The organism is Arenimonas maotaiensis, from assembly GCF_014638745.1.
Lineage (GTDB): Bacteria > Pseudomonadota > Gammaproteobacteria > Xanthomonadales > Xanthomonadaceae > Arenimonas > Arenimonas maotaiensis.
Window position 1 is genome coordinate 162,757 of record NZ_BMFO01000002.1, and the last position, 12,497, is coordinate 175,253.

10 protein-coding genes are annotated in these 12,497 nt (G+C 69.3%); 7 read left to right on the forward strand and 3 right to left on the reverse strand.

Annotation, left to right across the window (positions count from 1 at the left end; genetic code table 11):
• Positions 1 to 43: 43 nt before the first annotated feature.
• Both IEV56_RS04780 and IEV56_RS04785 read left to right on the forward strand, forming a co-directional pair.
• A complete protein-coding gene (locus IEV56_RS04780) occupies positions 44 to 601 on the forward strand; it encodes a UPF0149 family protein (RefSeq protein WP_188448326.1) in 558 nt (185 codons plus the stop codon).
• On the forward strand, positions 601 to 1,911 hold the full coding sequence (locus IEV56_RS04785) for an aminopeptidase P N-terminal domain-containing protein (RefSeq protein WP_188448329.1): 1,311 nt from the start codon (positions 601 to 603) through the stop codon (positions 1,909 to 1,911). The genes IEV56_RS04780 and IEV56_RS04785 overlap by 1 nt, the downstream gene beginning before the upstream one ends.
• 51 nt (positions 1,912 to 1,962) lie before the next feature.
• Here the strand turns inward: IEV56_RS04785 and IEV56_RS04790 are convergent, their stop codons facing one another.
• Complete coding sequence (locus IEV56_RS04790; protein WP_425488561.1) at positions 1,963 to 2,400, reverse strand: DNA polymerase III subunit chi; 438 nt, start codon at positions 2,398 to 2,400, stop codon at positions 1,963 to 1,965.
• Positions 2,401 to 2,402: 2 nt separating this feature from the next.
• On the reverse strand, positions 2,403 to 3,878 hold the full coding sequence (locus tag IEV56_RS04795) for a leucyl aminopeptidase (RefSeq protein ID WP_188448331.1): 1,476 nt from the start codon (positions 3,876 to 3,878) through the stop codon (positions 2,403 to 2,405).
• A gap of 98 nt (positions 3,879 to 3,976) precedes the next feature.
• On the opposite strand from IEV56_RS04795, the gene lptF reads away from it, so the two are divergent.
• The gene (gene lptF, locus IEV56_RS04800; protein WP_188448332.1) at positions 3,977 to 5,056 is read left to right on the forward strand and encodes an LPS export ABC transporter permease LptF; all 1,080 of its coding nucleotides are present in this window, start codon (positions 3,977 to 3,979) and stop codon (positions 5,054 to 5,056) included.
• A complete protein-coding gene (lptG, locus tag IEV56_RS04805) occupies positions 5,053 to 6,147 on the forward strand; it encodes an LPS export ABC transporter permease LptG (RefSeq protein WP_188448335.1) in 1,095 nt (364 codons plus the stop codon). Before lptF ends, lptG begins: the two co-directional genes overlap by 4 nt.
• Here the strand turns inward: lptG and IEV56_RS04810 are convergent.
• A complete protein-coding gene (locus IEV56_RS04810; RefSeq protein ID WP_188448337.1) occupies positions 6,134 to 6,589 on the reverse strand; it encodes an RDD family protein in 456 nt (151 codons plus the stop codon). The genes lptG and IEV56_RS04810 overlap by 14 nt on opposite strands.
• Positions 6,590 to 6,635: 46 nt before the next feature.
• On the opposite strand from IEV56_RS04810, the gene xerD reads away from it, so the two are divergent.
• From xerD to purL, 3 genes are all read left to right on the forward strand, one after another.
• Entirely contained in the window at positions 6,636 to 7,586 is a 951-nt protein-coding gene (xerD, locus tag IEV56_RS04815) for a site-specific tyrosine recombinase XerD (protein ID WP_188448339.1), read from the forward strand.
• Between the two features lie 99 nt (positions 7,587 to 7,685).
• A complete protein-coding gene (locus IEV56_RS04820) occupies positions 7,686 to 8,462 on the forward strand; it encodes a DsbC family protein (RefSeq protein ID WP_188448341.1) in 777 nt (258 codons plus the stop codon).
• 88 nt (positions 8,463 to 8,550) lie between these two features.
• Positions 8,551 to 12,420: a phosphoribosylformylglycinamidine synthase gene (gene purL / locus IEV56_RS04825; RefSeq protein ID WP_188448343.1), complete on the forward strand. Its 3,870-nt coding sequence runs from the start codon at positions 8,551 to 8,553 to the stop codon at positions 12,418 to 12,420.
• Positions 12,421 to 12,497 lie beyond the last annotated feature (77 nt).

The following is a 12,497-nucleotide window of genomic DNA, read 5'->3' on the forward strand; positions in this document are numbered from 1 at the left end:
GCCGTCGCGTTTGCTACAATACCGGCAAACACGGAGCGTGCCGATGTCCCGACCGATGCCCGATTACGACGCCATCCAAGGCAGCCTTGACGCGCTGCGCCTGCCGTTGTCCGCGGCGGAGCTGCACGGCGCGCTGTCCGGCAGCCTGTGCGCCGGCGCCGAGCTCACGCCGCGCGGCTGGCTGGCGTTCGTGCTGAGCGACGCCGACCTGGACGGCGCCGCCGAAGACGGTTCCGCTTTGGCCGATCTGTACCTCGCGGTCGATGCGCAACTGGCCGGCGACGTGATGGATTTTGAATTCGATCTGTTGCTGCCGGATGACGGCAAGCCGGTTTCCGAGCGCGGTCCGGCCATGGTCGACTGGTGCCAGGGGTTCCTCGGCGGCTTCGGCCTGGTGCCGGCGTCCGGCCAGCCGCTGTCGGAAGAGGCCGACGAGGCCCTGCAGGACCTGGCCAAGATCGCCGCGTCCGACCTCAACTACGACGACACCGAGTCCGACGAAGATGCGCTGGTCGAGGTCTGCGAATACATCCGGGTCGCCGCCGTGCTGCTGTACAACGAACGCGTGGTCAATCCGCGCAAGCGCCAGCGGCTGAACTGATGGTGCCGCGCGCCGAATTCGCCAAGCGCCGCCGCCGGCTGATGGCGATGGCCGACGAGGGCGCCATCCTGATCGTGCCGGCCGCGCCCGAGCGCCTGCGCAGCAAGGACACCACCTATCCGTTCCGGCAGGATTCCGATTTCTGGTACCTGACCGGCTTCGACGAGCCCGAGGCCGTACTGGTGCTGGTGCCCGGCCGCCGCCAGGGCGAATGCCTGCTGTTCTGCCGCGAGCGCGACGCCGAGAAAGAAGCCTGGGACGGCCCGCGCCTGGGGCCGGAAGGCGCGGTCGAGACGCTGAAGATGGACGACGCCTATCCGATCGCCGACCTGGACGACATCCTGCCCGGCCTGCTGGAAGGCCGTTCGCGCGTGTACTACCACTACGGCCGCGACGCCGGCTTCGACCTGACGCTGATGGGCTGGCTGAACCGCGTGCGCGCGCGCAAGCGCCTGGGCGCCGAGCCGCCGCACGAATTCCTCGAACTCGGCCATCTGCTCGACGAGCTGCGCCTGTTCAAGAGCGCCGGCGAGATCGCGCTGATGCGCCGCAGCGCCGATATCGCGGTCGAGGCGCAGATCGCGGCGATGAAGGCCAGCCGCCACGCCCGCCATGAATACGAAGTGGAGGCCGCGCTGCAGCATGTGTACCGGCGCCACAACGCCGTGCCCTCGTACGAGCCGATCGTCGGCAGCGGCGCGAACGCCTGCGTGCTGCATTACCGCGCCAACAACGCGCCGGTGAAGAAGGGCGACCTGCTGCTGTGCGACGCCGGCGCCGAATACGCCTTGTATGCCTCCGACATCACCCGCACCTGGCCGGTGTCCGGCGAATTCAGCAAACCGCAGCGCGCGCTGTACGAAGCCGTGCTGGCGGCGCAGACCGAATGCATCAAGGCCGCGCGCGTCGGCGTGCCGTATGAAACCATCCACGACACCGCGGTGCGGGTGCTGACCGACGGCCTGCTGTCGCTCGGCCTGCTGAAAGGCACGCTGAAGAAGAATATCGAAAGCGAAGCCTATAAGAAATTCTACATGCACAAGACCGGGCACTGGCTCGGGTTGGACGTGCACGACGTGGGCGAATACAAACTCGGCGGCAAATCGCGCCTGCTGGAGCCGGGCATGGTGTTCACCGTCGAGCCGGGGCTGTACATCGCGCCGGGCACGCCGGGCGTGCCGGCCAAATACCAGAGCATCGGCATCCGCATCGAAGACGACATCCTGATGACCAAGGCCGGACCGGAGAACCTGACCGCGGGCGTGCCGAATGATATCGACGGCATCGAAGCGGTGTTGGCCGACGCATAAGTGCAGCGGACTTGTCGGCCCATGAAAAATCCCCGCCTCGGCGGGGATTTTTTACATCTCGTTGCGCTTGAGTTCGTAACCGAGCTGCTTGTATTCCAGCCAGCGCTTGCGCGCCGGTTCGCGCGCCGATTCCTCGGCCGGCACGATCTCCAGCACGCGTTGGTAGCCCGGCGGCGGCAGGGCGTCGCGCAGGTTGATCACCAGCGGTCGCATGCCGGCGTCCACGCCCGGCGGCACGATCAGCACCGGCGTGTCGTCGGTGTCCTCGTCCTCTTCCATGCCCACGATCTGATGCGGCACGAAGGCGTCGTCCTCGAATTCCCAGAGCAGGTCGTCGAGGAAATCGGCCTGTTCGGCCGAGGCGCACAGCACCAGGCAGGGTTGGCCGGCCTGCACGGCTTTTTCGGCCAGTTTGCAGACCAGCAGCAGGGGCTGCGCCACGAACGCGGGCCGGCCCGCGATCATGTAGAAATCAGCCCGCACGGACATGTTCAGGCCTTGGCCTGATCCAGCAGCCACTGCGTCAGCAGGCCGACCGGGCGGCCGGTGGCCAGACCCTTGCGGCCGTCGTCGTTGGACACGCCGGCGATGTCGAGGTGCGCCCAGCGCTGGCCTTCGGCGAAGCGCGACAGGAAGCAGCCGGCGGTGATGGCGCCCGCGCCCTTGCCGCCGATGTTGTAGATGTCGGCGAAGGTCGATTCGAGCATGGTCTGGTATTCGTCCCACAGCGGCAGGCGCCAGGCGCGGTCGAACACCTGTTCGCCGGCGCCCAGCAGTTCGGCGGCCAGGTCGTCGTGCTTGCTCATCAGGCCGGCGGCGTACTTGCCGAGCGCGATGATGCAGGCGCCGGTCAGGGTCGCCACGTCGACGGTGGCCTTCGGCTCGAAGCGCTGCACGTAGGTCAGCGCGTCGCACAGGATCAGGCGGCCTTCGGCGTCGGTGTTGCCGACTTCGATGGTCTTGCCGTTCATCGCGGTCAGGATGTCGCTCGGGCGGTAGGCGTCGGCGTCCGGCATGTTCTCCACCGCCGGCACCACGGTCACCAGGTTGATCGGCAGCTGCAGCTTGGCGCAGGCCAGGAAGGTGCCCAGCACCGAGGCGGCGCCGCACATGTCGAACTTCATCTCCTCGATGCCGCCCTGCACCTTCAGGTTGATGCCGCCGGTGTCGAAGGTGATGCCTTTGCCGACCAAGGCCAGCGGTTTGGCGTCGCCGGCGCCGGTGTAGCGCAGCACGATCAGCTTCGGCGGATTGGCCGAGCCGCGCGCCACGGCCAGCAGCGAGCCCATGCCCAGCGCCTGCATCTCCTCGCGCTCGAGCACATCGCAGCTGACGTTGTCGTGTTCGGCGGCGATCTTCAGCGACTGCTCGGCCAGATACGACGGGTTGCAGATGTTCGGCGGCAGGTTGCCCAGCTCGCGGGTGAACTGCACGCCGGCGGCGATGCCTTCGCCTTGGCGGAAGGCCTCGGCCTGCGCGGCCGGGGCCCAGACCGACAGCTCGGCCAGGGTCACGCTCGGCTTCTTGCTGCGGGTGGCGGTGTATTCGTAGGCGGCGTGGTCGGCGGCGATCACCGCCTGGCGCACGGTCCAATCGGCGTCGCGGCCGTTCACCGTCAGGTCGCTCAGGGTCAGGTAGGCCGATTTGCCCGGGCCGGTGCGCAGGGCGCGCACGGCGTCGGCCACCGCCTTCAGATACTGCGGCACGCCGAACTTGGCCGGTTCGCCCAAGCCGACCACCAGCACGCGCGCCGCGGCCACGCCCGGCAGATCCGGCAGCAGCAGGGTGGCGCCGGTCTTGCCGGTGATGTCGCCGCGCTCGGCCAGCGCGCGCAGGCGGCCGCCGCTGGCGGCGTCGACGGCGTTGCCGGCGGCGTTGAAGGTCTTGTCGCTGAACGCGCCGACGACGACGCAGTCGCCGTCGTGGCGTTCGGCGGAGGTTTGGGTGGCGAGGAATCGCAGGGCCATGGGGTTCTTCCTGGGTGGTGCCCGCGGCACGGCGCGGGACGTGGGATGGTAAACTGCCATTGTAATCCAACCCGCCCCGAGTTGAGCCGCCGCGCCCGATGAGCCTGATCGACCGTTATCTGTTCAGACAGTTCAGCCAGCTGGTGGCCGCGGTGCTGTTGGTGCTGTTCCTGATCAGCGTCGGCGGCTTCCTGACCGACCTGATCGCCGAGATCTCGCGCGGCAAGGTGCCGGCCACCCTGATGCTGCAGCTGCTGGTGCTGCGCATGCCGCGCTTCCTCAGCTTCGTGATGCCGTTGGCGCTGTTCATCGGCCTGATGATGGCGATCGCCCGCCTGTACGCCGACAGCGAGATGGCGGTGCTGGCGTCGGTCGGCGTCGGCAGCCGCAGCCTGTGGCGGCCGGTGGCGTTGGTGGCGGCGCCGCTGGTGCTGATGATCGCCTTCGCCTCGCTCTGGCTGGTGCCGTGGACGGCGCAGAAGGCCAAGAACATGGTCGAGGAGGCCAACCGCAGCTTCCTGGTGTCCGGGCTGGAGCCCGGCCGCTTCGTCGATCTGCCGGGCAACTCCGGCATCCTGTTCGTGACCGAACTCAGCCGCGACGGCCGCGAGTTCGGCAACCTGTTCGTGCAGCGCGAGAACGGCGGCCGGCTCGACATCATCACCGCCGGCAAGGGCGAGTTGCGCCTGGCCGGCGGCGCGCGCGTGCTGCGGCTGGAGAACGGCACCCGCATCGAGGGCGAACTCGGCCGCCGCGATTTCCGCAAGGTGCAGTTCGCGGTCAACGAGATCCGCGTGCCGGAGCCGGGCGTCAGCAAGCCGTCCAACAAGCTCGACGCCGCCGGCACGCTGTCGCTGATCCGCCGCGGCGACGCCGCCGCGATGGCCGAACTGCACTGGCGCATCGCGCTGCCCTTGTTCGCCGGCATCCTGGCGCTGCTGGCCATTCCGTTGGCGCGCAGCGAACCGCGCCAGCCGCAGTACGGCCTGGTGCTGTTCGCGGTGATGGCCTATCTGCTCGGCATGTTGTCGCTATTGGCCGGCACCTATCTCATCGGCGAGGGCCGCATCCCGGCCTTCTTCGGCCTGTGGTGGGTGATCCTGCCGTTCGCGGCGCTGGCGGCCTGGCTGTTCCGGCGTGACGGCCGGCTCAAGCCGGTGCCGGAGACGGCGGCATGAACCGCATCGGCCGGCGGATGAGCGCCTACTTGGCGCTGAGCGTGCTGAAGGCCACCGCGCTGGTGTGGCTGGTGCTGCTCGGTTTCGATCTGATCAGCGCGTTCTACAACAGCTTCTCCGACATCGGGCGCAACGGCTTCACGCTCAACTACGCCCTGCTCGGCACCCTGTTCACCGCGCCGCGGCGCGCCTACGAACTGCTGCCGGTGGTGACGGTGATCGGCCTGCTGCTCGGCCTCGGCCAGCTGGCCGGCAAGTCGGAGCTGATCGCCATGGCCTCGGTCGGCGTCTCGCGCCTGCAGATCGCGGTCGGCGCCTTGCTGCCGGCGCTGCTGCTGTCGTGCCTGATGATTATCGCTAACGAAACGATCGGCATCGCCAGCGAGAAGCAGGCCTTGGCCTACAGCAGCTATAAAGCCGGCAAGTTCACGCTGGCGCGCTATTCCGGCGTGTGGGCCAAGGACGGCGAGGTCTACTTCAACGCCCGCTCCGGTTCGGCCAAGGTCAGCGGCACCGAAAGCTGGCTGGAGCTGGCCGACGTGCGCCTGTACCGCTTCGGCGCCGACGGCGCGCTGCAGTCGATCACCCAGGCCAAATCGGCCGGCAACCGCGCCGGCCATTGGCAGCTGCGCGACGTGCAGCGCACCACCTTCAAGCCCGAGCGCGTGCTGCTGGAGCGCATGGGCAGCCTGCCGTGGAACACGCGCATCACCGACGCCTCGCTGGAGGCCACGTTGTCCAATCCGCGCAATTTGAGCATGGCCGAGCTGCGCGCCAACATCGAATACCTGGGCCGCAACAAGCTGGACGCGCGCGTGTTCAGCTCGGCCTATTGGGGCCGGGTGTTCTATCCGCTTAAGATCGCGGTGCTGTGCCTGGCGGTGCTGCCGTTCGCGTTCGGTTCGCTGCGTTCCGGAGGCTTCGGCAAGAGCCTGTTCCTGGGCATCGTGGTCGGCATCAGCGCCATCCTGCTCGAGCGCCTGTTCGTGAACCTCTCCGACGTCTACCGCTTCGACGTGCGCATCGCCTACCTGCTGGCGCCGGCCTGCGTGTTCGCGCTGTGCTGGGGCTATCTGGCTAAGCGGGTCTAGCGTCCAGGCGCACGAACGCGGTGCCGGAGGCCAGGTCGTGCAGGCCGCGGCGTTCGCGGTCGATCAGGCTCCACAACAACGCCGCGCCCAAGCTCAGGCTGGCCACCGCGTAGCGGATCAGCAGCGCCCGCCAATCGGGCCGTCCGCCGTCGGCGGCCACCACTTTCAGCCGCCAGGGCTTCATGCCGATGGTCTGCCCGCCGCGCCGCCAGGAGGCGGTGGCGTACAGGCCGATACCGGCCCAGATGGCCGCGAACACCCCATACGAGGCCAACGAGCCGGGCTGCACCGGCTGGTGGTCGGGCTTCAGCGCCAGCGACAGCGCGCTGATGGTGAACAGGATGGCGATCGACACCACGGTGTCGTACAGCAGGGCCAGTAGGCGCCAGCCCAGATGGGCGGGACGGGCGCTGGCTTTCGCGGTCGGGGCGGAGGTTTGCATGCGCCATAGCATAGCCGCGAACGGCCGGCCGCGTTAAGCTTGGCCGATGGGAACCCGAACCACCGCCATTCGCCTGCAGGCCCGCGCCGCCACGCCGGCCGATGCCGACGCCACGGCGTTGATCGACACCGTGCTGGAACGCCTGTGGGCCGAACACGGCCTGTCGAAGGCGACCTTGGCCGCCTACCGGCGCGATCTGCGCGCCTTGGCCGCGTTCCTGGCGCCGCGGCCGCTGACCGCCGCCGCGCGCGCCGACCTGTTCGGCTTTCTGGAAGCGCGGGTGCGCGCCGGCTATGCCGCCAAGAGCAATGCCCGCCTGCTGTCCAGCCTGCGCGCGTTCTACGCCGTGCTGCAGCGCGACGGCGGCATCGCCGAGGATCCGGCCCGGTTGCTGGACATGCCGCGGCTGCCGCGTTCGGTGCCCAAGGCGCTGTCGGAATCGCAGGTGGAAGCGCTGCTGCGTGGGCCGGAGGACGCGGCGGATTCGCCCGACGGCCTGCGCCTGCGCGCCATGCTGGAGCTGATGTACGCCTGCGGCCTGCGCGTCAGCGAATTGGTCGAGCTGCCGGCGGCGGCGGTCAACCGGCGCCAGGGCCTGCTGCGCGTGCTCGGCAAGGGCGGCAAGGAGCGCCTGGTGCCGATGGGGCAGGAGGCCCAGCATTGGCTGGAACGCTATCTGGCCGAGGTGCGGCCGGCGCAGGCCGGCAAGCGCAATCCGCCGGCGCTGTTCCTCGACGCCAAGGGCGAGGCCCTGAGCCGCCAGCGTTTCTGGGCCGAGCTCAAGGCGCGCGCCACGGCCGCCGGCATCGATCCGGCCAAGGTCAGCCCGCACGTGCTGCGGCACAGTTTCGCCACCCATCTGCTCAACCACGGCGCCGATTTGCGCGCGTTGCAGATGCTGCTCGGGCACAGTTCGCTGTCGACCACGCAGATCTACACCCTGGTCGCCAAGGAAGGCCTGAAGCGCATGCACCGCGCCCATCACCCGCGCGGCTGAACCGCACATCACCGCCGGCGTGCCGCCCGTCCGCCGGGAACGCCCGCGCCCGCCGGCCTATGCCACAATGAGGGCCTGTCATACCGCACGGATCGCCCGATGAAATCCTCCCGTCCGCTCCTGATTCTCCTGATGGCCTTCAGCATGCAGGCCTGCGCCCAAGGCAACGCCCCGGTGCCGGCCGCCAAGCCGGCCGCGGCCAAGCCCGCCAAGACCGCCTTCACCGGCGCCGACGCCGTGGTCGCCGAGGCCCTGCGCAAGATCGCGCCCGGCGTCGAGATCACCCGCATCCAGCCCTCGCCGATGCCCGGCCTGCGCGAGGTCATCGTCGACGGCCGCGTGCTGTACGTCAGCACCGACGGCAAATACCTGTTGCAGGGCCAGATGATCGATCTGGCCACGCGCAGCAACCTCTCGGAAGCCAGCGAGGCGGTGGAACGCAAGACCCTGCTGGCCGGCATCCCGGCCGCGCAGAAGATCAGCTTCGCGCCGGCCAACCCGAAGTACCGGGTCACCGTGTTCACCGACATCGACTGCGGCTTCTGCCGCCAGATGCACAGCCAGATCGCCGAGTACAACAAGCTCGGCATTGCGGTCGACTACCTGTTCTTCCCGCGCGCCGGCATCGGCTCGGAGTCGTTCCAGAAGGCGGTCAACGTCTGGTGCGCGCCGGACCGCAAGGTGGCGATGACCATGGCCAAGGCCGGCAAGACCCTGCCGAAGAAGAACTGCAGCAATTTCGTGACCATGGACTACCACCTCGGCCAGAAGGCCGGCGTGGACGGCACGCCGGCGGTGTTCGACGGCAACGGCCGCCAGCTGGGCGGCTATCTGCCCCCGGACAAGCTGCTGGCCGCCCTGCAGGGCAAAAAATAAGCGCCTGCGCCCGGTGCCGCCCGCCGCCTGCGGGGCGGCCCGGCGCCCGATAAGGTAAAATGGCGGCCCGTCCCCAGCGCGTGCCGCCATGATCGTTCTCGAAGGCCTGCCGGCCTTATCCGCTTTCCGCCGCGACCGTCTCCAGACCCGCCTGCAACAGATCGCCCCGGATGCCGTCATCGCCGGTGCCTGGCATGTGTATTTCGTGCAGGCGGCGCCCGGTGCCGCGCCCGATGCCGCCGTGCTCGGCCGCATCCTGGAAGGCTGCAGCGCGCACACCGAATCCCTGGCCGGCGCGCGCCGGCGCATCGTCACGCCGCGCTTGGGCACCCGCTCGCCGTGGTCGAGCAAGGCCACCGACATCCTGCAGGGCGCCGGCCAGCCGGTGACGCGCGTCGAGCGCGGCCTGCGCTTCGACCTGTTGGGCGCACCCGACGCCGGCTCGCCGCTGTGGGCCGCCATCGACGGGCTGCTGTCCGATCCGATGACGCAATCGGTGTGGGACGACCTCGACCAGGCCGGCGCACTGTTCGCTGCCCCGCCGCGCGGCGCGTTGGTGCGGGTTCCGGTCGACACCCTGCCGCAGGCCAACGGCGAACTCGGCCTGGCGCTGAGCGAGGACGAGATCGCCTATCTGCAGGAACGCTACCGCGCGCTCGGCCGCGATCCGTCCGACGCCGAGCTGATGATGTTCGCGCAGGCCAACTCCGAGCACTGCCGGCACAAGATCTTCAACGCCAGCTTCCGCATCGACGGCGCCGATATGCCGCATTCGCTGTTCGGCATGATCAAGAACACGCACAAGGCCGCGCCGCAGTACACGCTGAGCGCGTACAAGGATAACGCCGCGGTGATCGAAGGCTACCGCTCCAGCCATCTGCGCCCGGACGCCGGCCAGGTCTACCGCTTCGGGCCGTCGATGCCGGACGCGTTCTGCATCAAGGTCGAGACCCACAACCACCCGACCGCCATCTCGCCGTTCCCGGGCGCCTCGACCGGCGCCGGCGGCGAGATCCGCGACGAGGGCGCCACCGGCCGCGGCGGCAAGCCCAAGGCCGGCCTGACCGGCTTTTCGGTCTCGCATCTGCGCATCCCGACCCTGCCGCAGCCGTGGGAGAAACCGCGCGCGCTGAATCCGCGCATGGCCTCGGCGTTCGAGATCATGACCGACGGCCCGCTCGGCGGCGCCGCGTTCAACAACGAATTCGGCCGGCCGAACCTGACCGGCTATTTCCGCAGCTTCGAGCTGGCCGGCGGCGATGCCGCGCACATGCGCGCCTACGACAAGCCGATCATGCTGGCCGGCGGCCTGGGCACGGTCGATCCGGACCAGGTGCAGAAACTGCCGCTGCGCCACGGCGACGCCGTGGTGGTGCTGGGCGGTCCGTCGATGCTGATCGGCCTGGGCGGCGGCGCGGCCTCCTCGGTGTCGTCCGGGCAGAGCTTGGAGGCGCTGGATTTCGCCTCGGTGCAGCGCGACAACCCGGAAATGGAACGCCGCTGCCAGGAAGTGATCAACCGCTGCTTCGCCCGTGGCGAGGCCAACCCGATCCGCTTCATGCACGACGTCGGCGCCGGCGGCCTGTCGAACGCCATCCCCGAGCTGCTGCACGATTCCGGCATGGGCGGCGTGATCGACCTGGCCAAGGTGCCGTGCGACGATCCGTCGCTGTCGCCGATGCAGCTGTGGTGCAACGAATCGCAGGAACGCTATGTGCTCGGCCTGGCCGCCGCCGACGTGCCGGCGTTCGAGGCGCTGTGCGCGCGCGAGCGCTGCCCGTTCGCGGTGGTCGGTTTCGCCACCGACGACCAACGCCTGGTGGTGGCCTACGGCGCCACGCCGGACGGCTTCGAGGCCATCCCGGCCGCTGAGCGCGCCATCGACATGCCGATGGACCTGCTGTTCGGCAAGCCGCCGAAGATGCACCGCGACGCCGTGGCGCCGCGTATCGCGCCGTACGCCACCTTGGCCGGCGACACCATTTCGGTGTACGAAGCCGGCCTGAAGGTGCTGGCGCACCCGAGCGTGGCCGCCAAGCAGTTCCTGATCACCATCGGCGACCGCAGCGTGGGCGGCCTGACCGCGCGCGACCAGATGGTCGGGCCGTGGCAGGTGCCGGTGGCCGATTGCGCCATCAGCAGCGCCGATTTTTCCGGCGTGCACGGCGAGGCCATGGCCATGGGCGAACGCACGCCGGTGGCCTTGCTGGACGCCGCCGCCTCGGCGCGCCTGGCGGTGGGCGAGGCCATCACCAACCTGCTGGCCGCGCCGATCGCGGGTCTGGATGAAGTGAAGCTGTCGGCCAACTGGATGGCCGCCGCCGGCCAAGCCGGCGAAGACGCCGCGCTGTACCAGGCGGTGCAGGCGGTGGGCATGGAACTGTGCCCGGCGCTGGACATCAGCATCCCGGTCGGCAAGGATTCGCTCTCGATGCAATCGCGCTGGCAGGCCGACGGTGCCACGCACACGTCCAGCTCGCCGGTATCGCTGGTGATCTCGGCCTTCGCGCGCGTGGCCGACGTGCGCCAACAATCCACGCCGGTGCTGGAATCCGGCATCGAATCCGACATCTGGCTGATCGGCCTGGGCGCCGGCAAGAAGCGCATGGGCGGCAGCATTTTGGCGCAGGTGCAGGACCGCTTCGGCGGCGAATGCCCGGACCTGGATTCGCCCGAGCTGCTGGCGCGCTTGGCGCAGTTGGTGATCAAGGCCCGCGAACAAGGCCTGATCCGCGCCTACCACGACCGCTCCGACGGCGGCGCGTTCGCGTCGCTGTGCGAGATGGCGTTCGCCGGCCGCTGCGGCCTCGACATCCACCTCGACCAGTGGGGCGAAGACGACTTGGCCTGCCTGTTCAACGAGGAGCTGGGCGCGCTGCTGCAGGTGGCCAAGGAAGACCGCGCCGAATTCGCCGACCTGATCAACGCCTGCGAGCTGACCCAGTGCGCGCAGCGCATCGCCAAGCCGACCGCGACCGACGCCATCCGCGTGCTGCGCGCCGGCGAGTCGGTCGCCGCTTGGTCCTGGCAGACCCTGTTCGAGGCCTGGTGGTCGGTGACGCACGCCATGCAGAAATCGCGCGACAACCCCGAGTGCGCCGATGCCGAATTCGCCGCCGCCCGGCGCTTCGATGCGCCCGGCCTGCACGCGCAGCTGACGTTCACGCCGGCCGCGCCGATGCTGAATACCGGCGCCGCGCCGCGCGTGGCCATCCTGCGCGAGCAGGGCGTGAACAGCCAAGTGGAAATGGCCGCGGCCTTCACCCGCGCCGGCTTCGAGGCGGTGGACGTGCACATGTCCGACCTGATCGCCGGCCGCATCGATCTGTCCGGCTTCAAGGGCCTGGCCGCCTGCGGCGGCTTCAGCTACGGCGACGTGCTCGGTGCCGGCCGCGGTTGGGCCACGTCCATTCTGGAGCGCGAAATGCTGCGCGCGATGTTCGCCGAGTTCTTCGCGCGCGAAGACAGCTTCAGCCTGGGCGTGTGCAACGGCTGCCAGATGCTGAGCCAGCTGAAGGCGCTGATTCCCGGCGCTGAAGCCTGGCCGCGCTTCCTGCGCAACCGCAGCGAACAGTTCGAGGCCCGCCTGAGCCTGGTGGAAGTGGTCGAGTCGCCGTCCATCCTGCTGGCCGGCATGGCCGGTTCGCGCCTGCCGATCGTGGTGTCGCACGGCGAAGGCCGCGCCGAGTTCGCGTCCGAGGCCGGCCTGGCCGCCGCGCGCGTGGCGATGCGCTTCGTGGACAACGCCGGCGACCTGGCCACAAGCTATCCGGCCAACCCGAACGGCTCGCCGATGGGCATCACCGGCCTGAGCTCGGCGGACGGCCGCGCCACGCTGATGATGCCGCACCCGGAGCGCGTGCACCTGAGCAAGCAGATGAGCTGGCATCCGAAAGAATGGGGCGAGTTCTCGCCGTGGATGCAGTTGTTCGTGAACGCGCGGAAGTGGGTGGGCTGACATCCCTCCCAGCCTCCCTTCTGAAGAAGGGAGGAGCATTCCCCCTGCGCTTCGCGTGTCGGCATTGAATCCCCCTG

Coding starts and splice junctions, on each gene's coding strand:
- IEV56_RS04780 (WP_188448326.1), top strand. CDS start 44: ATGTCCCGACCGATGCCCGATTACGACGCCATCCAAGGCAGCCTTGAC.
- IEV56_RS04785 (WP_188448329.1), top strand. CDS start 601: ATGGTGCCGCGCGCCGAATTCGCCAAGCGCCGCCGCCGGCTGATGGCG.
- IEV56_RS04790 (WP_425488561.1), bottom strand. CDS start 2,400: ATGTCCGTGCGGGCTGATTTCTACATGATCGCGGGCCGGCCCGCGTTC.
- IEV56_RS04795 (WP_188448331.1), bottom strand. CDS start 3,878: ATGGCCCTGCGATTCCTCGCCACCCAAACCTCCGCCGAACGCCACGAC.
- lptF (WP_188448332.1), top strand. CDS start 3,977: ATGAGCCTGATCGACCGTTATCTGTTCAGACAGTTCAGCCAGCTGGTG.
- lptG (WP_188448335.1), top strand. CDS start 5,053: ATGAACCGCATCGGCCGGCGGATGAGCGCCTACTTGGCGCTGAGCGTG.
- IEV56_RS04810 (WP_188448337.1), bottom strand. CDS start 6,589: ATGCAAACCTCCGCCCCGACCGCGAAAGCCAGCGCCCGTCCCGCCCAT.
- xerD (WP_188448339.1), top strand. CDS start 6,636: ATGGGAACCCGAACCACCGCCATTCGCCTGCAGGCCCGCGCCGCCACG.
- IEV56_RS04820 (WP_188448341.1), top strand. CDS start 7,686: ATGAAATCCTCCCGTCCGCTCCTGATTCTCCTGATGGCCTTCAGCATG.
- purL (WP_188448343.1), top strand. CDS start 8,551: ATGATCGTTCTCGAAGGCCTGCCGGCCTTATCCGCTTTCCGCCGCGAC.